Raw genomic sequence first — 20835 nt, 5'->3', positions numbered from 1 at the left:
GTGATAACTGATTTCATTATAGGGGTGGAGAACGGTTATCGGCAATCGATAGTCGATGGCAAGCGTGATTTATCCGCAGGTTATTTGCGTAAAATCACGCTCTGGCTTTACCGTTTCAGCAAACCGGAATCCCCCTTGTGCAATAACAGATAGACCGCAGGGATCACCAGCATCGACAGCAGAGGAGCGCTCACCATCCCGCCGATCATCGGCGCGGCAATCCGCTGCATGATTTCGGATCCGCTGCCGCCACCCCACATGATGGGAAGCAGCCCTGCCATAATCGTTGCGACGGTCATCATTTTTGGCCGTACGCGCAGAACCGCCCCTTCGTGGATGGCATCCATCAACTGCTGGCGTGACAGCGCCTGGCCTGCCACGCGGTGTTTCTCTACCGCATGATTGAGGTACAGCAGCATGATGACGCCGAATTCCGCCGACACGCCCGCCAGTGCAATAAAGCCCACAGCACCGGCTACAGAAAGATTATAGCCAAGGATATAGAGCAGCCAGACGCCGCCAATCAGTGCGAAAGGTAAGGTTGCCATGATCAGCAATGCATCTTTGATGCGGTTGAAGGTGACATACAGCAGCACAAAAATGATCAGCAGCGTAAAGGGTACGACGACTTTCATTTTCTCCGTAGCGCGTTCCAGATATTCAAATTGACCGGACCAGCTCAGTGAAACGCCTTCCGGCAGCGTGACCTGCTGGGCAACGGCTTGTTGCATGTCTTCAACGGCGGATTTAAGATCGCGACCACGCAGGTCGACATAAATCCAGTCCGACAGTCGACTGTTTTCACTTTTCAGCATCGGTGGCCCTTCGCTGACGCGAATATCAGCCAGCTCTGCCAGCGTCACTCTGCTGCCGTTGGCCGTCACAATGGGTAGGTCACGCAATTTTTGTAGCGAATCGCGTAATTCACGTGGATAGCGGATATTAATGGGATAACGCTGGCGACCTTCAATCGTTTCGCCGATGTTTTGCCCGCCGATGAGTGTGGAAACCACCGACTGAAGTTCCTCGACGGACACACCGTAGCGCGCCGCGCGTTGCCGGTCGATATCAATATCGATATAGCGCCCGCCCGCTAGACGTTCCGCTAGCGCAGATGTCACACCCGGAACCTGCTTCACCACCTGCTCGATTTGTGCGGCGGTACGTTCGATGTCAGCCAGATTATTACCGTTAACCTTAATTCCAACTGGGCTTTTGATGCCAGTCGCCAGCATGTCCAGCCGGTTGCGAATAGGCGGTACCCACACGTTGGCAATACCCGGCAAGCTGACGGTACGATCCAACTCGGCCACCAGCTTGTCCATGGTCATGCCTTCGCGCCACTGGTTGCGCGGTTTCAGCCTGATTGTGCTTTCCAGCATGGTGAGCGGGGCGGGGTCGGTGGCCGTTTCGGCTCGGCCTGCTTTACCAAAGACCGATTCGACTTCGGGCACGGTTTTAATCAGCCGGTCCGTTTGTTGCAGTAGACGGCCCGCCTCACGCGCGGAGATACCGGGCAGGGTGGAAGGCATATACAGTAGATCGCCTTCATCCAGCGGCGGCATGAATTCACTTCCCAGACGGCTGAGTGGAAAGAGCGTCAACAGCAACAGCAAGCCGGAAACCAGCAGCGTGGTTTTCGGGTAGCTCAATACCTTTTGCAGCACCGGATGATAAGCTGCAATCAGCCAGCGGTTAATCGGGTTCGCCTGTTCGTCCGGTATCTTGCCGCGAACGAAATATCCCATTAATACCGGCACCAGCGTGATCCCTAATCCGGCGGCGACGGCCATGGCATAGGTTTTGGTAAAGGCCAGCGGGGAAAACATGCGGCCTTCCTGCGCTTCCAGTGAGAACACGGGGATAAACGACAGCGTAATGATCAGCAGGCTGCAAAACAGCGCAGGCCCTACCTCTACCGCAGCCCGTTCCGCTAACTGCCACCACTCATTATTCTGAGGCTGTTTCCCAGGGTTCTCATGTCGCCACTGCTCAATGACTTTATGCATGTTTTCTATCATCACAATCGCGGCATCCACCATCGCGCCGATAGCAATCGCAATACCGCCCAGCGACATGATGTTGGCATTCACACCCTGATAGCGCATGATGATAAACGCCCCCAGAATACCCAGCGGCAGGCTGATGATCGCCACCAGCGCCGAGCGGAAGTGAAACAGAAACAGGGCGCAGATAATCGCCACGACGACAAACTCTTCCAGCAGCTTGAAGCTGAGCGTATCGATGGCGTGTTCAATCAGTTGCGAGCGGTCGTAGGTTGGGACGATTTCTACACCTGCTGGCAGGCTTTTTTGTATTTCCTGTAACCGCGCTTTGACGGCATGCAGCGTATTCAGCGCATTCTTGCCATAGCGCAGGACGATGATGCCGCCAGCCACTTCACCTTCGCCATTCAATTCGGCGATGCCGCGCCGCATCTCCGGCCCTTCTCTGAGCGTAGCCACATCCTGCAACAGCACGGGAATACCGTTGCGAGTGGTAATCACCACGTGGTTAAAATCCTGCATACTTTTCAGGTAACCCGTGGTGCGCACCATATACTCTGCTTCGCCCAACTCCAGCACGGAACCGCCGTTTTCCTGATTGGCGGCCTGTACGGCACTGACGATCTGCTGGTGGGTGATGCCCTGCGTCCGCATGCGTTCTGGATCGACGACGATCTGATACTGTTTGACCATGCCGCCCACGCTGGCGACTTCCGCCACATCAGGCACCGTTTTCAACTCATATTTCAGCAGCCAGTCCTGAAAGCCGCGCAGGTCGGCCAGACTGTATTTGCCGCTGCGATCGACCAGCGCATATTCGTAAATCCAGCCGACGCCAGTGGCATCCGGGCCGAGTGACGTCTTGGCGTCGGCTGGCAGGCTGGATTGCACCTGGCTGAGATATTCCAGCACGCGAGAACGCGCCCAGTAAGGGTCGGTGCCATCTTCAAACAGCACATAAACGTAGGCATCGCCGAACATGGAGAAGCCCCGTACCGTTTTGGCCCCCGGAACGGAAAGCATGGTGGTGGTCAGCGGGTAGGTCACCTGATTTTCCACCACCTGTGGTGCTTTTCCCGGATAGCTGACGCGAATGATGACCTGTACGTCCGATAAATCGGGCAGAGCATCCAGCGGCGTTTTTTGTAGCGATAGCAAGCCCCACGCCGCCATGAACAGCGCTGCCAGTAAAACCAGAAGACGGTTTTTGAGCGACCAGCGAATGATGTAGGCAATCATGGATGACCTCCGTGGCCGGCATGCGGATCGTCAGCGGGTAAAAAATGCAGGAGGCGAACCCCGCTGTCGTCCATGCTGAACTGGAAACTGACGGTGCTGCCGATCCCCACTCCCTGTGGCAGCCCTGACGATGGCAGCGTGAAATCCATCGTCATCGGCGACCAGTTGAGTGCCGGAACCGCTTCGTGTTCGATGGTGGCCTGATTGCCGTTTATCGCCCTGATGACTCCCTGAGTGTGATAGCCAACGGGCGCAGCCGACGTTTCTGGGGCTGTCGACTTTTCCGCATCAAACTGCGGTAGGGCGCTGCGCAGGCTGGCTTCGGAATCAATCAGGAACTGACCGGAAGTGACCACGTTGTCACCTGCCTTCAGTCCATTGAGGATTTCGACCCAGTCGCCCAGCGGCGCGCCCACAGTGACGTTACGTGGGGTGAAATGACCCGTGCCATCACTCAGTAAGACCCGGTTTTGGCTACCGCTGACCAATAGCGCTTCCTGCGGGATCGCCAGACGCGGCTGTGCCTGAGCGTGAGAAAACTGCACGGTCAGGTACATACCGGGTTTAAGCTGCTGTTGCGGGTTCTCCAGCACTACACGGGCTTTTAACGTGCGTGTGGTGCTATCTAATACGGGCAGCAGTTCGCTGATCTTGCCGTGGAAGGATTTACCTGGCCAGGCGCTGCTGGTCGCGCTGATGTCGCTGCCGAGAGTGAGCTGCGCGGCTTGCGACTCGGGATAATCGACATCCACCCACACCGGATTCAGACTGGCAAGTTCAAATAGAGGCTGAGCTGGGCTTAACTGCATGCCTTGCCGCACCTCCAGCTTATTCACGTAGCCGTCTTCCGGCGCGGTAATCGCGATCCTGTCTTGCGGTTTGCCGCTACGTTCGACCTGACGAATAACCGTTTCTGGCATAAAGAGCAGTGCCAGGCGCTGGTGGGCTGCTTGAGTCAGCATCTCGTCGCCCAACTGCCGTACCGCCAGATATTCGCGCTGCGCCGCCGCCCAGGTCGGGTTCCACAATGTCGCCAGCGTTTCGCCTTTCTTCACCTGCTGTTGCAGTGCATTGACCGTGAGTTTCTCGACAATGCCGCCGCTGGGTGCCACCAGCGTGTGCAATCCACGTTCGTTGATCGCGACGGTGCCGTAACCCGTGCTACTACTGGAAAGTTCGCGCATTTCTGCGTGCGCCGTGCGAACACCGAGGTTTTGCTGCTGGCGGGCGCTGACCGTAATACCACCGTCACTCTGCGCTTCATCGGCGTAGCGGGGCACCAGTTCCATATCCATAAAGGGGGATTTCCCCGGTTTGTCGAAGCGTTTATCCGGCACCATCGGATCGTACCAATAGAGGACGGTACGTGCTGACGTTGCGGCGGAAGAAGACTGTGGCATTGGCTGTTTACCCACCAGATAACCCACGCCACCTGCGCTGAGAATAGCCAGCGTCATGAGGCTAAACCTCAGTGATTTGTTCGTGATTGTTTTGCTCATCGCGTAGGGCTTCCTTGTGGCGTCAGATAGCGGATAGCGGCCCAATATTGGGCCATCTCTCGTGCGGTATCCTGAACGGCGATCCGGCTTTCGAGGAGCGCCCTGCGGGCATCCAGTACGGCAGAAAGGTTACTGCTGCCGGATTGGTACTGAGCCTGAATCAGTTTGATGCGCTGTTGTTGGAGAGGGAGAACCTCGTTATTCTGGCGCTGCCAGCGAGACTGTGCGGCTTGATATTGAGCAATCAGCGTATTGAGTTGCGCCTGATGCTCTCGTTCGGTGAGCAACACTCTGTCGCGCGCTTCCATGCTGCGTGAGACGTCTGCGGCGTAGTCCTTATCCTGACGTTTGGATGTGAACAGCGGCAGATCGACCGTCACCATCATGCCCGCCATGTCGTCGTAATCATCCCCACGCTTCGCGTAATAGACTTCAACATCGACATTGGGGATAGCGGCAACGGACGATTGTGCGGAGCGAGCCTGAGCCAACTCGGCTTCACGCTGCGCCTGCTGCATTTCTGGATGCTGATGAATGGTGCCGCTCAACACATCTGGTGAGGCAGGCAGCCGTTCAAAGCGAGGAAGATCGCCGTTCACATTGATATCTGTAATACCGGTAAGCTGCACTAATCGGGCGTGCGCGATACGGGTATCACGCTCTGCATTGGCCAACCTGTCCTGCATGGCTGCCAATGTCAGGCGAGCATCCAGCACGCTACTCGCTTCACTACCGGCTGCCACACTCGCTTTTTGCGAGGCGATCTGGCGCTGGCTTTCATTAACCAGCGCGGTGACGTCGGCCAACGCCTTTTGGGAGAGCGCCAGATCCAGCCATGCCTGTGCCGTTTCCCGTTGCAGGCGAGCACGAATACTCTCGCTATTACTTTGCAATGCATCGGCCTCTACCCGAATGGCCTGTGCTTTGCTATCACGCTTACTGCTGCTGACATAAGTTTGCATGACGCCGATACGTTGCATCGTCATGCCTTCACGCGTGAGCCGGCTACCGTTGTTACCACCCAATGGCAAATTTTCGACGCCAAATTTCAACTTTGGATCGGGAAGCTGTGTGGCAGAGTCGGCCATGTTCTGTAGCGCGTTAATCTGGTGTTGATTGGCTGACAGGTCGGCGGAGTAACGCTCCGCCGCCTGTAAAGCCTGTTCAAGACTCAGATCTGCCGCAAAGACGGCGGCAGGCAGCCACAGCAACATCGCCAGACACGCGCGCACGGCGTCGTGTTTGGATAAGTTCATGTTGTGCTCCGGTTAAGGCTGCTGTGGCGTAATTGCGGTCAGGGTGTAGCCGCTATCGTTCTGGATAAAGCTGAACGTAACGGGGGTATTGACGGGCAACGGCGTGATTCCTCCGCGGGATGGCAGCGCGAAGGCCATCGTCATGGCAGGCCATTTGAGGTCGGCAATCGGCGCGTGGGATAGCGTGACGCTGTTAGCGTTCCACTGCTTAACCATCCCGATAGTTTGATAAACGGCTGTCGTGGCCGCAGAGGGAGTGGTCGGCATCATCGCGTGATGCTGGTGGTCGTTGGCCCACACGGGGAAGGTGAAGGAAGAAACAGAAAAAATCAGGCCGCTGATCAGCGCCATATAAGTGATACGCATAAAAATAATCCCAATGTACCCGTCATACTTCAAGCTGCTTGTGCGTTGGCTGCCCTTACTCACCCCAGTCACTTACTTGTGTAAGCTCCTGGGGACTCGCGCGGTTGCCGCCTTCCTGCAACTCGAATTATTTAGGGTATGAAAAATAATTGATAAACAAGGTGTTGCGCCTACTGGCGCAGGGGTTATCAATTGCTTGGGTTATTCTCTGAATCGGCAGAAGCGGATTTCAGCCGGAGGGCCGAGCGCAGGAGGCGAGAGCCAGACATCAGATGTCGGGCTAAGGGTAACAGGATTATCCGCTAAGACTAGCTCACCGCTGACCGGCAGCGCTAATAATGCCAGCGAGCCGTTATCCTGTTTCACGCTATCCGGCACGCAGTGTTTTTCGCACAGCGGCGTTTGCTGGTCAGCTGCGTAAGATGCTTTAGCCGTATGCTGAGCATGAGACGATAACGGCTGAACGTTAGCCTGTTGCAGATGTGCTTGATGCTGGAGTGCGGGGGAGGTCTGGCTGATCGTCATATCGCATTGATGACCTGCGATAGCCAGTTGTGCATTCAGGAAAAGCCAGCACAGCGCCAATAGCCATCCCCATCTGCCTTTATGGCGCAGATGATGAATGAATAATGGTGACCGTGATGATGCGGACATGGCGTTTCCTTTTTGAACCTCATAGCAGTGTAAGCGTCTGAGTTGGAATGCGGCAAGCGGGGAATAGCATAGTTTTGTAAAGTAGTTTTGTAAATTGGCAGATAGCCACCTGCCAATGTTATCAATGGGTTAATTATCTTTTACTGTTCGGTTACTGGGTGAGGAACTGGTACGTGGTATCCGAGCGATAGACTTTCCCCGGTTTCAGCCAGCAGTCGGGCTGCGGCCAGTCGGGGTGATTCGGGCTGTCCGGCAGGAATTCACTTTCCAGTGCGACACCGGCATAGTTTTCATATTGACCGCCGTCTCGCGAGGGGGTTCCGGCCAGAAAGTTGCCGCTGTAGAGCTGTAAAGCGGGAGCGCTGGTGAAAACGCTCATCAGCACGCGGCCATCGGATGACCATAAATTGGCAGCCGGACTTTCGCTGGAACCGCAGGTGCGATGCAATAAATAAGCGTGATCGTAGCCGCCGACAGCCATTTGATCGCTGTCGCGCAGGAAATCTTCTTCCAGCGTTTTTGGCTGGCGGAAATCCATGCCGGTAGCGTTTACCGGTGTCAGATCGGCGTTAGGAATACCTGAACTATTAACCGGTAAATAATAGTCGGCAAACAGCTGCAACTGGTGCTTACGGACGTCAGTCAGATCGCCATCAAGGTTGAAATACGCGTGGTTGGTCAGGCAAACGGGGCAGGCTTTCTCTACGGTCGCCTGATACGAGATTTCCAGCGAATTATGTTCGGTCAGCGCGTAGGTCACCTGTACGTTGAGATGCCCTGGATAGCCTTGATCGCCATCCGGTGAGTGCAGTTGATAAGTCACCTGAGCGGCATCCTGACTGGCAATTCGCCAGCGGCGGACATGAAAGCCTTCCGGGCCACCGTGCAACTGGTGCTCGTTCTGGTTTGGAACCAGATGGAACGTTTCGGTCTCTCGACTGAATGTGGCTTTGGCTATGCGGTTGGCATAGCGGCCAATCGATGCACCGAGATAAGCGCTTTGTCGCGGATACTGCTCGGGCGATGCACAGCCCAATAAGACTTCTCGCACCTCACCCTCTGGTAGCGGCAGCTCACAGGAAAGCCAGGTTGCCCCCCAGTCCATCAGGCGCACGCGCATGCCTGCCTGATTCTGCAAGGTCGTTAATTGAAACGGCTGACCATCGGGTGCCAGCGTGCTAAGACTTTCATTCAACATGACTTGCTCCTGTAGAGGCCTGAGAAGATAGAGAGGATTGGCCGATGGTTGCAGATAGGGGAAGGTTGCAGAAATCAGCTCTGCCGCGCTTCCCTTATCTGTCACTCAGCGTGAAAAAACGCCGTTATGCTTCTTCGTACCCGTTGGGGTGCTTGGACTGCCAGCGCCAGGTGTCCTGCGCCATTTCTTGCAGTGAGCGTGTGACTCGCCAGTTAAGGTCTTTCGCTGCACGCTCGGCATCTGCCCAATAAGCAGGCAGATCGCCCTGACGACGTGGGGCAAAATGGTAAGCTAGCGGTTTGCCACAGGCCTGACTAAAGGCTTCGACGACCTGCAATACACTGTAGCCTACGCCTGCGCCCAGATTATAAATATGCACGCCAGCACGATTTTGCAGGGTGTTCATGGCGGCGATATGACCCTCAGCCAGATCGACGACGTGGATATAATCTCGCACGCCAGTGCCGTCAGCGGTAGGGTAGTCATTACCGAAAATCGCCAGCGAGTCGCGACGTCCGACAGCAACCTGAGCGATGTAAGGCATCAGGTTATTGGGCACACCTTGTGGGTCTTCACCCATCTCACCCGATGGATGTGCGCCAACCGGGTTGAAATACCGCAACAGCGTAATACTCCATTCCGGTTCTGCATGCTGTAAGTCTTGCAGGATTTGCTCGACCATCAGCTTGCTACGGCCATAAGGGCTGGCAGGGTGCCCTGTGGGGAAACTTTCTTGATAGGGCGTGCGTGGTTGATCGCCATAGACGGTGGCGGAGGAGCTAAAAATCAGGTTCTTCACGCCTGCTTTCTTCATCGCCTCTACCAGTACGAGCGTACCGTTGACGTTATTGTCATAGTAGCTCAGTGGTTCACGCACGGATTCGCCTACGGCTTTTAAGCCGGCAAAGTGGATGACAGAATCAATGGAATGCGTAGCGAAAATATCGTCCAGCAGCGCGCTGTCGCGGATATCGCCCTGATAAAAAACGGGTGTCTTATCGGTTAAGCGTGTAATGGTTTTAACGACGCTAGCCTTGCTGTTGCACAAGTTATCGAGAATGATGGGAGTGTGCCCAGCAGCGAGTAATTGTACGCAAGTATGACTTCCTATGTAACCGCTACCACCTGTAACAAGAACGTTCATAATAACCTCTATTATCGCAATACGGCAAAATAACATGGCTAGATGCTGAAAAAGGTGATCTACAGCGAGAATCTGCCTCTGTTATCGATGGTTTTTTTACGAGTAAACTGAGTGAAGCATAATCTATAGTGTAAATGAGCTTGGCTTTCTACCCTACATTTTATTTTGTGGTAGCGTTATCATCCCTGTTTTTAGGCGTTATTTACATAACGCGTCAATCTGGTAGCGGTAGATGTCGTTGTGCGGGACGAAAGTGAGCCGATGCGTGATGCACTCGGGCGCGTCTTCCGCGTGGTGAGAGACAAAGAGTAGCTGCGTTTCGCCCTCGCCAATCAGAATATCCAGCCAGCGGCGTACCAACTGGCGATTGAGCGGATCAAGCCCCTGTAGCGGTTCATCAAGAATGAGCAGAGCAGGGTGTTTGACTAACGCGCGGGCAATCAGCGTCAGACGCTGCTGACCCCAGGAGAGCGACTGAAACGGGGTATCGGCAATAGCGCCATTGAGCCCAAGCAGAGTGAGCCACTGTTCGGTCAGGTGGCGCTGACGGTCGGAAACGGCCTGATAAATGCCGATAGAGTCAAAAAAGCCTGACAGGATAACGTTGCGCACGCTGGTGCTGATGCGGTAATCCAGATGGAAGCTGCTGCTGACGTAACCGATGTGGCGCTTGATGTCCCAGATGGTTTCACCGCTGCCGCGTTTACGGCCAAACAGCGTGAGATCGTTGCTGTAGCCTTGCGGATGATCGCCCGTAATCAGGCTGAGCAGCGTCGATTTCCCCGCGCCATTTGGCCCGACAATCTGCCAATGCTGACCGGGCAACACTTCCCATGTTAGCTCGTGCAGAATAGGGCGGTCGTTGTACTGCACCACGCCGTTACGCAGCCGAATGCGTGCCTCGTCAGCGGGAAGCGCCATATACCGCTGCGGATCTTCCGGTTCTGGCAGCACACTTCCCGACAGTTTTTCGCTAAACGCGAGCTGGGCCACCAGCGCTTCAGAGAGGATCGTTTCACGCTCGCCGACGCGGGTCAGCGTACAGTCTGCCAGCACACCGACATGGTTGATAAAGTCAGGGATGTCGTCGAAGCGATTCAGAATAAGCACCAGCGTATAACCGGTGCCTGCCAGTTTTCGCAGTTCATCGGCAAGCTGCTGGCGGGAGGCAACGTCCAACCCATCGAAAGGCTCGTCGAGAATCAGCAGGTCGGGTTGAGGCATCAGCGCCTGACACAGCATCGCCTTACGGGTTTCCCCCGTAGAGAGGTACTTGAAGCGGCGCTCCAGCAAATGCGCGATACCAAACTGGTGTGCCAGTTGTTGGCAACGCACGGGATCGTTGAGGCTATCCTGAATCACTTCTGCCGTGGTGCGGCCAGTGTCGTCTTCACCTTCACTGAGCAGATCGGTGTTATTGCGCTGCCACTCATCAGAAACCAGTTTTTGTAATTGTTCAAACGACAGTCGGACGGGGCGTTGAAATCCCGTTGTTCGTTCACCACGCAATATTGGCAGTTCGCCGGATAGCGCCCGCGCCAGTGCAGATTTACCACTTCCGTTGGCCCCGACAAAGGCCCAGCACTGGTTTTGTTCGAGCGTCAGTTCGTCCAGACGCAGCATGCGGGTGTCGCTGAGACGAAACAGCCCCTGAGTGATTTTTAACAATGACATTTTCTATCCTTCGTCAGACGGCGATAGCGCTAAAGCGACATTAACAAAGTGTGGCGATAATAACCCGGTCCGCATTGAAGCAGGCTTTCACATCCGCTCCCTGTTGCAGCTTTTGCTGCTCAAGTAAGACATTCGGCACCATGGCACACAGGGCTTCCCCCCCGGTCAGCGTAATCAGAATTTCGCTGTTTTCCACACCGTGCTGAATGGACTGAATTTGCCCTGATAAGACGTTATCAACATCAGGCGCGGCGGATGTTGCAGCGTACACATCGATCCACGGTGCTTTAATCAGTGCCAACACCTCTTTCCCTTTCTGTAATTGCAGGCGCTCTGCGCTTTGTTGCGTAATCATGGCGCTGATCGTTGTTTTACCATCGGCGAGTAAAAGATCCAGATGTTGTTGCACCTGTTCTTCACCGCGTGCGAGCACGGTTCCAAAAAACTGGTTACGAGCGCTGGTTTGCAGTGAGAAACGCGCGATGGCTGCCAGCAGGCTATCTAACGGCAGACCGTCTTCCTGCAAGACATCAAAGGCTTTTTGCTGAATCTGCGCGAGCAAATCGTACAGTTGGAGAAGACGTTCGCCGTAGCGGGTGAGCTGAGCCCCGCCACCGCCTTTGCCGCCGGTCATACGTTCGACGATGGTTTGTTCGGCCAATTGATTCATCTCATTGATGGCATCCCATGCGCTTTTATAGCTAATCCCCGCCAGCTTGGCGCCCTGACTGATTGAACCGGTATGACGAATTTGCTTGAGCAATTCAATGCGCCGCGGATCGGCGAATAAACGCTGTTGGAGTTTCAGGGTGAGAAGAATTTCAGCCTGCATAGTGGGGGCACCGTTGGTGAGTTTACTTCTCTATATTGTCGCTATTTTCTTCATCAGGGGCAAATCGCACAAATAGACGCACTATTTTCTATTACTGCGGTAGACTACGTGGCAATTACGACGATCTCGGCTTACAGTGAAATAGCGTGTTATGCAGGCTAAAGTAGCGGTAACCGTTGCAATAAGTGAGGTAAGCATGTTGGAGTTGTTGAAGAGCCTGCTGTTTGCAGTTGCCATGGTTCCTGTGATGATGGTGATTATTATGGGTGCAATTTATTGCCTGGGCGAAGTGTTTAACGTGTTGTCCCGCATCGGTCATTCCGACGGCCAGCGCGCAAAGAATCAGCATTGATTCACGATCCTTTCCTATTTTGATGTCCGGCTTTTGGCCGGACATTTCTTTTCTACCCCCTATATACCTCTTTAAAGCACATGACACTGCTTCATTATTCGTTATATCATTATTTACATAACGATAATTGTCAGGAGACAAGAATGAAGCAGCAATGGTTAAAATGGTTTGCCGCACTGACCCTCAGTGCAGGAATAGCGCTGCCTGCGGCAGCAGAAGATAACGTTACTGTATTCGCCGCCGCATCATTGACGAATGCGTTGCAGGAAATCGCCACGCAATATCAGAAAGAGAAAAATGTCGCTGTTGTGGCGTCTTACGCATCATCCTCAACGCTGGCGCGCCAGATTGAGCAAGGTGCGCCTGCCGATCTGTTCATCTCCGCTGACCAGCAGTGGATGGACTACGCGCAGGATAAAAATCTGATGGACATCGCTACGCGTCACACGCTACTGGGCAATGGGCTGGTGGTGATTGCGCCGAAGGCGAGTGCGCAGAAAGAGATTAAGATTGACGACAAAACTGACTGGAAAAGCCTGCTGAAAGGCGGACGTCTGGCCGTTGGCGACCCAGATCACGTGCCTGCTGGGATCTATGCCAAAGAAGCCTTACAGAATCTGAAAGCCTGGGATGAGATTTCTCCGCTGATGGCGCGCGCCAATAACGTACGTGCAGCTATGGCGCTGGTGGAGCGTGAAGAAGCCCCGTTGGGTATCGTTTACGGTTCTGACGCGGTTGCCAGCGACAAAGTGAAGGTCGTCGGTACATTCCCTGCGACGAGCCACAAGCCTGTCGAATACCCGATGGCAATAGTCAAAGAGCATAAAAACGCGGCGGTTACCGGTTTTTATGACTACCTGAAAACGCCAGAAGCGGCAGCGGTATTTAAACGTTACGGCTTCGCACCGCGTTAATGATGCTGAGTGATTACGAATGGCAGGCGGTTGAGCTGAGCCTCAAAGTTTCCGTTGTGGCCGTGGCGTGCAGCTTGCCGTTTGGGATACTGATGGCGTGGATTTTAGTGCGCTGTCGGTTCCCCGGCAAATCACTGCTGGATAGCATTATCCATTTACCATTGGTGCTGCCGCCAGTGGTCATTGGTTATTTGCTGCTGGTGGCGATGGGAAGACGTGGCGTAATCGGTTCCTGGCTCTATGACTGGTTCGGCTTCAGCTTTAGTTTTAGCTGGCGCGGTGCCGCATTAGCGTCGGCGATTGTCGCATTTCCGCTAATGGTTCGGGCGATCCGGCTGTCGCTTGATGCCGTCGATACGCATCTGGAACAGGCTGCTCGAACACTGGGTGCCTCGCCGTGGCGCGTGTTTTTCACCATCACATTACCTCTCTCTTTTCCTGGGATTGTTGTTGGAACCGTATTGGCGTTTGCCCGTTCGCTGGGCGAATTTGGCGCGACCATTACGTTTGTTTCTAATATCCCCGGCGAAACCCGAACTATTCCACTGGCGATGTATACCCTGATTGAAACGCCCGGCGCGGAGGCTGATGCAGCAAGGCTGTGTATCATTGCCATCGTCTTGTCGCTGGCTGCGTTGTTAGCATCGGAATGGCTAACAAACTGGAGCCGCAAGCGGTTGGGGGGATAATGCTGCAACTCGATTTTCATCAACAACTAGGTAGCCTCGAACTTCGCGTTCAGTCTGAACTGCCTGCGAACGGCATCACCGCGATTTTCGGCGTATCCGGGGCAGGGAAAACCTCGCTGATCAACGCCGTTGTTGGCCTGACTCGCCCAGATGACGGGCGGATTGTGCTCAATAATCATGTGCTGGTGGATACGCAGCAGCGTATTTTTCTGCCACCAGAAAAGCGGCGAATTGGCTATGTATTTCAGGATGCTCGCCTGTTTCCGCACTATCGCGTGCGCGGTAATCTGCGTTACGGCATGGCGGAGACAATGGAATCGCAGTTCGATGACATCGTCAATTTACTGGGTATTGAGCCGCTGCTAAATCGCTATCCACGGACGCTGTCCGGTGGCGAAAAACAGCGTGTTGCGATTGGTCGGGCGTTGCTGACCGCACCGGAACTGCTGCTTATGGATGAACCGCTGGCGTCGCTGGATTTACCCAGAAAGCGCGAGCTGTTGCCGTATCTGGAGCGTCTGGCGAAAGAAGTCAATATCCCGATCTTGTATGTCAGCCACAGTCTGGAAGAGATTGTCCGGTTAGCCGATCATGTCGTGGTGCTTGATAAAGGCAAAGTGAAGGCGCAGGGGCTGCTGGAAGAGGTGTGGGCCAGCAGCGCGCTACGCCCGTGGTTACCGAAAGACGAACAAAGCAGTATTCTGAGTGCGCGCGTGTTGGTTCAGCATGAGCATTACGCGATGACGGCACTGGCATTAGGCGATCAGCGGGTGTGGGTCGGAAAAGTCGAACTCCCGCAGGATGCCGCGTTACGCATTCGCGTGAATGCTGCCGATGTCTCTCTGGTGCTACAGCCACCGGAAAAAAGCAGCATCCGTAATGTGCTGCGTGCCAGCGTGGTGGAGTGCATTGATGTCGACGAACAGGTTGAAGTGAAGCTTGCGATCGGCCAGCAGACGCTGTGGTCCCGTATTACTCCGTGGGCACGGGACGATCTCGTACTTCATCCTGGGCAAACGATCTACGCGCAGATTAAGAGCGTGTCGATCACGGCGTAAGCACAGGCCGAGCGATGGAACGGCCGTTCATATCGCTCGGTCTATCTCGTGAATCAGTCGATATTCTGTGACTAAGATAACAAAATGAGTATTGAGAGTGATTTTCAATTCGTTTTTTCTACCGCGTAAACAAGGTAGTCAGATAAATTATCCCCGCGTTGTTATTTTTTCATCATAAAAAGTAATCGATTACTTTTTTGTTTTCACCTGTGCTACGGGATAAAAATAGGAGAAGGACATGCCCTGTATGACGTTATTGCGCCGTGCGTTCGCTATACCGCTATTGTTGATAGTTTCATCGGGTTTGGCGCTTGCCGAGCGTCCAGCAGAAAACCAAAAAATAGCGTTGCAGATGTATACACTGCGCAGCTTGAATACGCTCGACGAGCAATTCTCCATGGCGCGAGACGCCGGATTTAAGGCGGTTGAGCTGGTGGGGACGCATGACATTAGTGCGTCAGAAATGAAGGGGTTATTAGGAAAGTATCAGTTGAAAGCCATTGCTGCGCATGTCCAGTTTGGCGAACTGAAAAGCAATATGGCTGAGGTTGTAGCCTTTAACAAAGCCATCGGCAACAGCATGATTATCGTGCCGTGGCTAAATGTAGAAGACCGACCAGATAGCGCAGAGGGCTGGAAGCGCTTTGGTGTGGAAATGAACGATCTTGGGCGTGAGTTGAAGAAGCAGGGCATGAAGTTGGCTTATCACAACCATAATTTCGAGATGAAGAAGTATCGCGGTAAAACCGCGCTGGAAATCATGATGGATGCGGCAGAGCCAGAGAACCTGATGCTGGAAATGGATGTTGCCTGGGTATCGCGCGGAGGACAGGATCCTGTGCGTCTCCTGCGCCAGTACAAAGGGCGTATTTATTCAATTCATGCGAAAGACAATACGTCAATCGGCATCCGCGATGATGAAATGAACTTTGCCCCACCGGGTGAGGGCATTTTGGCGTGGGAAGAGATTCTTCCTGCTGCGTCTAAGGCGGGTGCTCAGTGGTTTGTTGCTGAACATGACTTACCGAAAGATCCACAGGCCATTGTTTCCGCAGCTTACCAGTCTCTGTATGAAAAACTGAGTAAAGTAAAAAGTAAGTAAGGAAGCGCTATCAACCTGCGGTCAGCGAGCCGCAGGTTGTAAAATGTGGGATAGTGAACCGGATATTCTAAGTCAGTTAGCTGGATGCCCGTTCGACAAACGTCCATTCCAGTAAGCGCTTTTCTGTTTCGCTGGCAGGTTGGTCGATTTGTTGTAATAACAATTTCACGGCCTCTCTGCCGATATGTGCGGACGGCTGCTGAATCGTACTGAGCTGAGGCGAGGTGATGTAACCCAGCTCTGAACCGTCGAAACCGATCACTGCAATATCCTGCGGCGCGCTCAATCCCGCCTCACAAATTGCCGACAATGCGCCCGCAGCCAACGTATCGGACACCACAAAGACGGCATCTGGCCGATCTGGATCGTTAAGCAGCGCGTTCATTGCGGCTTTTCCGCCTGCGTAGCTCAGCGTACTGGCGTATTCGACTTTGCCGTAATCAAACCCATTCTCTGCGATAACGTCGCGATAGCCTTTCTCTCGCTGCTGGGCATAGAGGTAATTCATGTCGTGGTTAATCATGGCGATACGGCGGCGGCCTTTGCCAATAAAGTGATTAATCACGAAACGGGATGCTTCGGCGTTATCAATCCCGACGGATGAAATAGCGGATGTATCGTCATGCTCGGCGCACTGCACCCAAGGCGCGGTGCCAATCATGTCCTGGAACGCTGACAGCGTTGAAATGGCGTCCATGGTGATCACGCCATCGACCATTTTACCGGACAGCAGTTGCAGGCTGGAGTGGGCGCGAACGATATCGGCACCTGAATTGCACAGAAGAATGCGGTAGCCGTTTTCTTCCGCTTCCGCCTCAATGCCTTTCACGACATCGGCACAGAAGGGGTTGGCAATGTTGGAAACCATGACCAATAACATCTGGCTGCGCGCGGTACGTAGCTGCCGGGCCAGTAAGTTCGGCTGATAATTGCTGCTTTTTATCGCATTGAGAACACGTTCCCGGTTTTGCGGTTTCACGCTACCAATGTTGTTCAACACCCGTGAAACGGTGGCAACCGAGACTCCAGCTATCCGTGCTATTTTTTGAATCGACATAATTCAGAAGGCACTCACGCTACTTATGCTTGGCTGAGCAGATTACCATAAATATCTCTGACTGCATCCCGCAGGCGTCGCACCTGCGGGATGAATACCGTGAGAGAATGAACGGTCTGATGCCTTAATTGGTGACCTTCACCCACGTTTGTTGCTGATGGCTTTGCACGATGGCGTCAATGATGAACATGATGTTCGCACCGTCGTAGAAGGTGGCGAAGTTGAACGGATCGACGCCCGGCTGTTTGCCGTCACGCAGATAGGTATAAAAGTTCGCCATCATGTTCTTGAACGCATCCGGCCAGCCTTCGATATGCCCTCCGGGGAAGTGGACCGCGGCGGCGGCTTCTGGGTTCAGCAGTCCAGGATCGTCCGACAACACCTGATTCGGTTTATCACGATGACCGATCCACAGCTGTTGCGGCGTTTCCTGATCCCACGCCAGAGACTGTTCACTGCCATTCACCTCAAACGTCAGGCGATTTTTCCGGCCAGCGCTGACCTGAGAAACGGTAAAGGATCCACGGCTACCATCCTCAAAGCGCAGTAACACGGTCGCGTAGTCTTCGGTTTTGACCGGTTTGTCGTCGTACTCTGGCAGCGCGTCGGATGATGAGAATGTGGCTGTGCCGTTCCGATTGGATTTGCGGATCGGATGGACGATGGCTAAATCGGCGAAGACGTCGACAATTTTCCGGCCGGAAATAAATTGCACCGTGTCGCACCAGTGCGATCCGATGTCGGCCACTGCGCGGGAAACTCCGCCGTACTCCGGTTCAACACGCCAGTTATAGTCGGTGTCGTGCAGCATCCAGTCTTGCAGATAGCCGCCGTGTACCGCAAAGACGCGGCCGATCTCCTGACGCTTAATCATACTGGCAGCCTGCTGCACCATGCCAAACTGGCGATAGACAAAGCTGACGCCGTGAACAACGCCTTTTTCTTCCGCCAGTGCGACCAGTTCACGCGCTTCCTCGCTGGTCATACACAGCGGCTTTTCCGAAAAGACGTGCTTGCCTGCCTGAATAATCTGCTTATTGATCGCCGCATGAAGATGGTTCGGCGTGCAGTTATGGATCGCATCAATACCGGGATGATTTAACAAATCAGCGACGCTGCCGTAGGCACGAGGAATGTTGAGCTGACGCGCTTTCTGCTGTGCCAGATCGAGCGAATTTTCCGCCAGCGCCACCACCTCAACGAAGCCAAGGCGACGAATCGCTTCAATATGTGCTGGGCCAATAAAACCGGAACCAATAATGCCAACGCGAATCATTCTGCGTTCTCCTCTTTTAATCCCAACATTTTTCTGACTAACGGACGATCGTCGCTGGTCGCAGCGAAATCGTCAAAAGCGCGTCCTGTGACGGGAATAATGTGGCGGTTGATGAACGCCGCCCCTTCTTTCGCACCGCAGTTGCTGTCTTTCAGACAGCATTCCCATTCCAGCACCGCCCAACCGTCGTAGTCGTATTGGGCCAGCTTGCTGAAGATGCCGCCGAAATCGATCTGACCATCTCCCGGTGAGCGGAAGCGGCCGGCGCGTTCAGCCCATGACTGATAGCCGCCGTAGACGCCGCTTTTGCTCGACGTGTTAAATTCTGCATCTTTCACATGGAACGCTTTGATTCGTGCATGGTAACGGTCGATAAAGCCGAGGTAGTCCATCTGCTGCAAATGCATATGGCTAGGATCGTAAAGAATGTTGGCGCGCGGGTGGTGATTGACGACATCAAGGAAGCGTTCAAAGGTTACGCCGTCGTGTAAATCTTCTCCCGGGTGCAGCTCGTAGCACACATCCACGCCGTGCTCGTCAAAACAGTCGAGGATCGGCGTCCACAGGCGACCGAGTTCTTTAAAGGCTTCCTGAATCATGACCTCTTTACGCGGTGGCCAGGGATAAAAATAGGGCCAGGCCAGCGCACCGGAAAACGTCGCGTGGGCGTTTAGTCCTAAGCGTGAAGAGGCCTGTGCTGCCTGCTTGATTGCCGCAATAGCCCACTCTTGGCGAGCCTGCGGATTGCGGCGGTAAGCTGGTGGTGCGAAATCGTCAAATGCATCGTCATACGCAGGGTGGACGGCAACGAGCTGTCCTTCCAGATGGGTCGACAGTTCGCTGATAGTCAGCCCATGCTGCGCCAACAGTCCTTTCACATCATCACAGTACGTTTGGCTGTCGGCGGCCGTGGCCAGATCGAAAATGTGCGGGTGATTACAGGGGATTTGTAGCGCTTTAAAGCCTAATCCGGCTGCCCATTGCGCCAGATTTTCCAGCGTGTTAAAGGGGGCCTGATCGCCAATATACTGGGCGAGAAAAATACCCGGTCCTTTTAACGTCTTCATTATTACCTCCTTTGGCAACAGGTGTGGTCATGAATACCGTTGCACGATTGCGATAGCGGAGAATGCAGTGGGATGAGGTGCCATAGGCGACCTCATCCCATTTTCTCGTTAAATAATCTGTCTTAAATAATTAGGCCCGCTCTTCTTTATATTTGAAGGAGAAGAGGAAGATGACGGCGATGATGGCTGCGGCAACCGCAGGGATCCACCAGAAGGTCGCCCAGATTTCAGGCGCGTTTAACGTACCGTTGTCGAAGAGACGGTTATAGAGTGCACCGGAAACCTGCGAGCCCAGCAGCATACCGATACCGTAGGTGAACAGGACCACCATACTTTGTGCCTGCCCTTTGATTTTCTCTCCCGCGATGCGGTCGGTGTAGATGAAGCCAATGACGAAGAAGAAGTCATAGCAGATACCGTGCAGCAGGATACCGATGTAGAGCAACCAGCGTGTTTCTTCATTCACGCCCATCGCGAAGAGGGCATAGCGTACGAACCACGCCAGCATGCCGATGAACAGCATGTATTTCACACCCAGCTTTCTAAACAGCAGCGGAATGATCAGCATGAAGACGATTTCGGACATCTGACCAAACGACATGGCGGTGCTGACGTCGCTGATACCCGCATTGCTCAGGAAGGACGCGGTGTAAGCGTAGTAGGTGCCCAGTGGAATAGAGATCAGCATCGCGCAGATGGCAAAGACCAGAAAGTGGCCTTTCTTCAGCAACGCAAAGGCATCAGCACAGAACAGATCGCGCACTGCCAGCGGCAAGCCTTTTGCCGGCGCTGGGGTATGCGGCAGCGTCAGGCTGTAAGCTGCCAGAATGGCAGAACAAGCGGCCGCGACGTAGAAGATATTGACGCTTGCGGAGATGCCCGCTGTTCCGATGCAGACACCGGCGACGATCCAACCAATGGTGCCGAAGACTCGCACAACCGGGAAGCTCTTCTCACTGTTAGTCAGGTTATGGAACGCGATGTTGTTGGTTAATGCCAGCGTTGGCATAAAGCACAGCGTGTAGGCGAACAGCAGGATGAGCAACTGTGAGCCGTCTTCGTTGATTAACGCGGTAGGCACAAACCACAGAATGACAGCGCCGATCAGGTGCAGCAGCGCCATGACTTTTTGTGATGGGAAGAAGCGGTCAACCACCATGCCCAGTACAAACGGCGACAGGATGGAGGCGATTGGTCCGGCAGAGAAGGCGTCGCCAATCATGGCGGCCAGGTTGTGCTGTGTCATAACCAGACCCAGGGTGACAGACCATGAGCCCCAGATGAAGAACTCTAAAAACATCATGAGTGACAGTCTGGGAACCACGAAGGCCGGCTGTAACGATTTGGTAGCTGTGTTTTCAGATGAAGAAACGATGCGGTATCTCTCTTAAAAGTAATCGATTACAATTTGTGTTTTCTAAATGTAATCGATTACTTTTAACTTAACCGCAG

Annotated in this window: 18 protein-coding genes; 5 read left to right on the top strand and 13 right to left on the bottom strand. The window is 54.0% G+C overall.

Going from position 1 to position 20835, the window contains the following annotated elements:
• Nucleotides 1-107: 107 nt before the first annotated feature.
• The 9 genes from IG609_RS13900 to modE all read right to left on the bottom strand — a co-directional run bounded on the left by IG609_RS13900 (nucleotide 108) and on the right by modE (nucleotide 11868).
• On the bottom strand, nucleotides 108-3245 hold the full coding sequence (locus IG609_RS13900) for an efflux RND transporter permease subunit (protein ID WP_193400137.1): 3138 nt from the start codon (nucleotides 3243-3245) through the stop codon (nucleotides 108-110).
• Nucleotides 3242-4744: an efflux RND transporter periplasmic adaptor subunit gene (locus IG609_RS13895; RefSeq protein ID WP_193398837.1), complete on the bottom strand. Its 1503-nt coding sequence runs from the start codon at nucleotides 4742-4744 to the stop codon at nucleotides 3242-3244. The genes IG609_RS13900 and IG609_RS13895 overlap by 4 nt, the downstream gene beginning before the upstream one ends.
• Nucleotides 4741-6000: a TolC family protein gene (locus tag IG609_RS13890; protein WP_193400139.1), complete on the bottom strand. Its 1260-nt coding sequence runs from the start codon at nucleotides 5998-6000 to the stop codon at nucleotides 4741-4743. Before IG609_RS13890 ends, IG609_RS13895 begins: the two co-directional genes overlap by 4 nt.
• A gap of 12 nt (nucleotides 6001-6012) precedes the next feature.
• Entirely contained in the window at nucleotides 6013-6366 is a 354-nt protein-coding gene (locus IG609_RS13885; RefSeq protein ID WP_193400140.1) for a copper-binding protein, read from the bottom strand.
• A 201-nt stretch (nucleotides 6367-6567) separates the two neighbouring features.
• Nucleotides 6568-7020 carry a hypothetical protein gene (locus tag IG609_RS13880; protein WP_193400142.1) on the bottom strand — a complete coding sequence of 151 codons (453 nt, stop codon included), beginning with the start codon at nucleotides 7018-7020 and terminating at the stop codon, nucleotides 6568-6570.
• 151 nt (nucleotides 7021-7171) lie between these two features.
• Nucleotides 7172-8218, bottom strand: a complete 1047-nt coding sequence (gene galM, locus IG609_RS13875; protein WP_193400144.1) for a galactose-1-epimerase — start codon at nucleotides 8216-8218, stop codon at nucleotides 7172-7174.
• A 124-nt stretch (nucleotides 8219-8342) separates the two neighbouring features.
• On the bottom strand, nucleotides 8343-9362 hold the full coding sequence (galE, locus tag IG609_RS13870; protein WP_193400146.1) for a UDP-glucose 4-epimerase GalE: 1020 nt from the start codon (nucleotides 9360-9362) through the stop codon (nucleotides 8343-8345).
• 198 nt (nucleotides 9363-9560) lie between these two features.
• The gene (gene modF, locus IG609_RS13865; RefSeq protein ID WP_193398843.1) at nucleotides 9561-11036 is read right to left on the bottom strand and encodes a molybdate ABC transporter ATP-binding protein ModF; all 1476 of its coding nucleotides are present in this window, start codon (nucleotides 11034-11036) and stop codon (nucleotides 9561-9563) included.
• Nucleotides 11037-11076: 40 nt separating this feature from the next.
• Nucleotides 11077-11868 (bottom strand): molybdenum-dependent transcriptional regulator, encoded by a 792-nt coding sequence (gene modE / locus IG609_RS13860; RefSeq protein ID WP_193398844.1) that lies wholly within the window; start codon nucleotides 11866-11868, stop codon nucleotides 11077-11079.
• A gap of 196 nt (nucleotides 11869-12064) precedes the next feature.
• On the opposite strand from modE, the gene IG609_RS13855 reads away from it, so the two are divergent.
• From IG609_RS13855 to IG609_RS13835, 5 genes are all read left to right on the top strand, one after another.
• Complete coding sequence (locus tag IG609_RS13855) at nucleotides 12065-12220, top strand: AcrZ family multidrug efflux pump-associated protein (RefSeq protein WP_039275566.1); 156 nt, start codon at nucleotides 12065-12067, stop codon at nucleotides 12218-12220.
• Nucleotides 12221-12363: 143 nt separating this feature from the next.
• Nucleotides 12364-13134 (top strand): molybdate ABC transporter substrate-binding protein, encoded by a 771-nt coding sequence (gene modA, locus IG609_RS13850; RefSeq protein WP_193398845.1) that lies wholly within the window; start codon nucleotides 12364-12366, stop codon nucleotides 13132-13134.
• Nucleotides 13134-13823 (top strand): molybdate ABC transporter permease subunit, encoded by a 690-nt coding sequence (gene modB, locus IG609_RS13845; RefSeq protein ID WP_014914697.1) that lies wholly within the window; start codon nucleotides 13134-13136, stop codon nucleotides 13821-13823. The genes modA and modB overlap by 1 nt, the downstream gene beginning before the upstream one ends.
• The gene (gene modC / locus IG609_RS13840) at nucleotides 13823-14881 is read left to right on the top strand and encodes a molybdenum ABC transporter ATP-binding protein ModC (RefSeq protein WP_193398846.1); all 1059 of its coding nucleotides are present in this window, start codon (nucleotides 13823-13825) and stop codon (nucleotides 14879-14881) included. The genes modB and modC overlap by 1 nt, the downstream gene beginning before the upstream one ends.
• A 238-nt stretch (nucleotides 14882-15119) precedes the next feature.
• Nucleotides 15120-15983, top strand: coding sequence for a sugar phosphate isomerase/epimerase family protein (locus tag IG609_RS13835; protein WP_193398847.1), 864 nt, complete (start codon nucleotides 15120-15122; stop codon nucleotides 15981-15983).
• A 76-nt stretch (nucleotides 15984-16059) separates the two neighbouring features.
• Here the strand turns inward: IG609_RS13835 and IG609_RS13830 are convergent, their stop codons facing one another.
• The 4 genes from IG609_RS13830 to IG609_RS13815 all read right to left on the bottom strand — a co-directional run bounded on the left by IG609_RS13830 (nucleotide 16060) and on the right by IG609_RS13815 (nucleotide 20758).
• On the bottom strand, nucleotides 16060-17040 hold the full coding sequence (locus IG609_RS13830; protein WP_193398848.1) for a LacI family DNA-binding transcriptional regulator: 981 nt from the start codon (nucleotides 17038-17040) through the stop codon (nucleotides 16060-16062).
• Nucleotides 17041-17164: 124 nt separating this feature from the next.
• Complete coding sequence (locus IG609_RS13825) at nucleotides 17165-18316, bottom strand: Gfo/Idh/MocA family protein (protein WP_193400149.1); 1152 nt, start codon at nucleotides 18314-18316, stop codon at nucleotides 17165-17167.
• A complete protein-coding gene (locus tag IG609_RS13820; RefSeq protein WP_193398850.1) occupies nucleotides 18313-19383 on the bottom strand; it encodes a sugar phosphate isomerase/epimerase family protein in 1071 nt (356 codons plus the stop codon). Before IG609_RS13820 ends, IG609_RS13825 begins: the two co-directional genes overlap by 4 nt.
• A gap of 130 nt (nucleotides 19384-19513) precedes the next feature.
• On the bottom strand, nucleotides 19514-20758 hold the full coding sequence (locus IG609_RS13815) for an MFS transporter (protein ID WP_039517077.1): 1245 nt from the start codon (nucleotides 20756-20758) through the stop codon (nucleotides 19514-19516).
• Between the last annotated feature and the right edge of the window lie 77 nt (nucleotides 20759-20835).

This window comes from Pectobacterium quasiaquaticum (assembly GCF_014946775.2).
Lineage (GTDB): Bacteria > Pseudomonadota > Gammaproteobacteria > Enterobacterales > Enterobacteriaceae > Pectobacterium > Pectobacterium aquaticum.
Note: the sequence above shows the minus strand (reverse complement) of the source record. Positions and strands in the feature narration are given on the sequence as shown.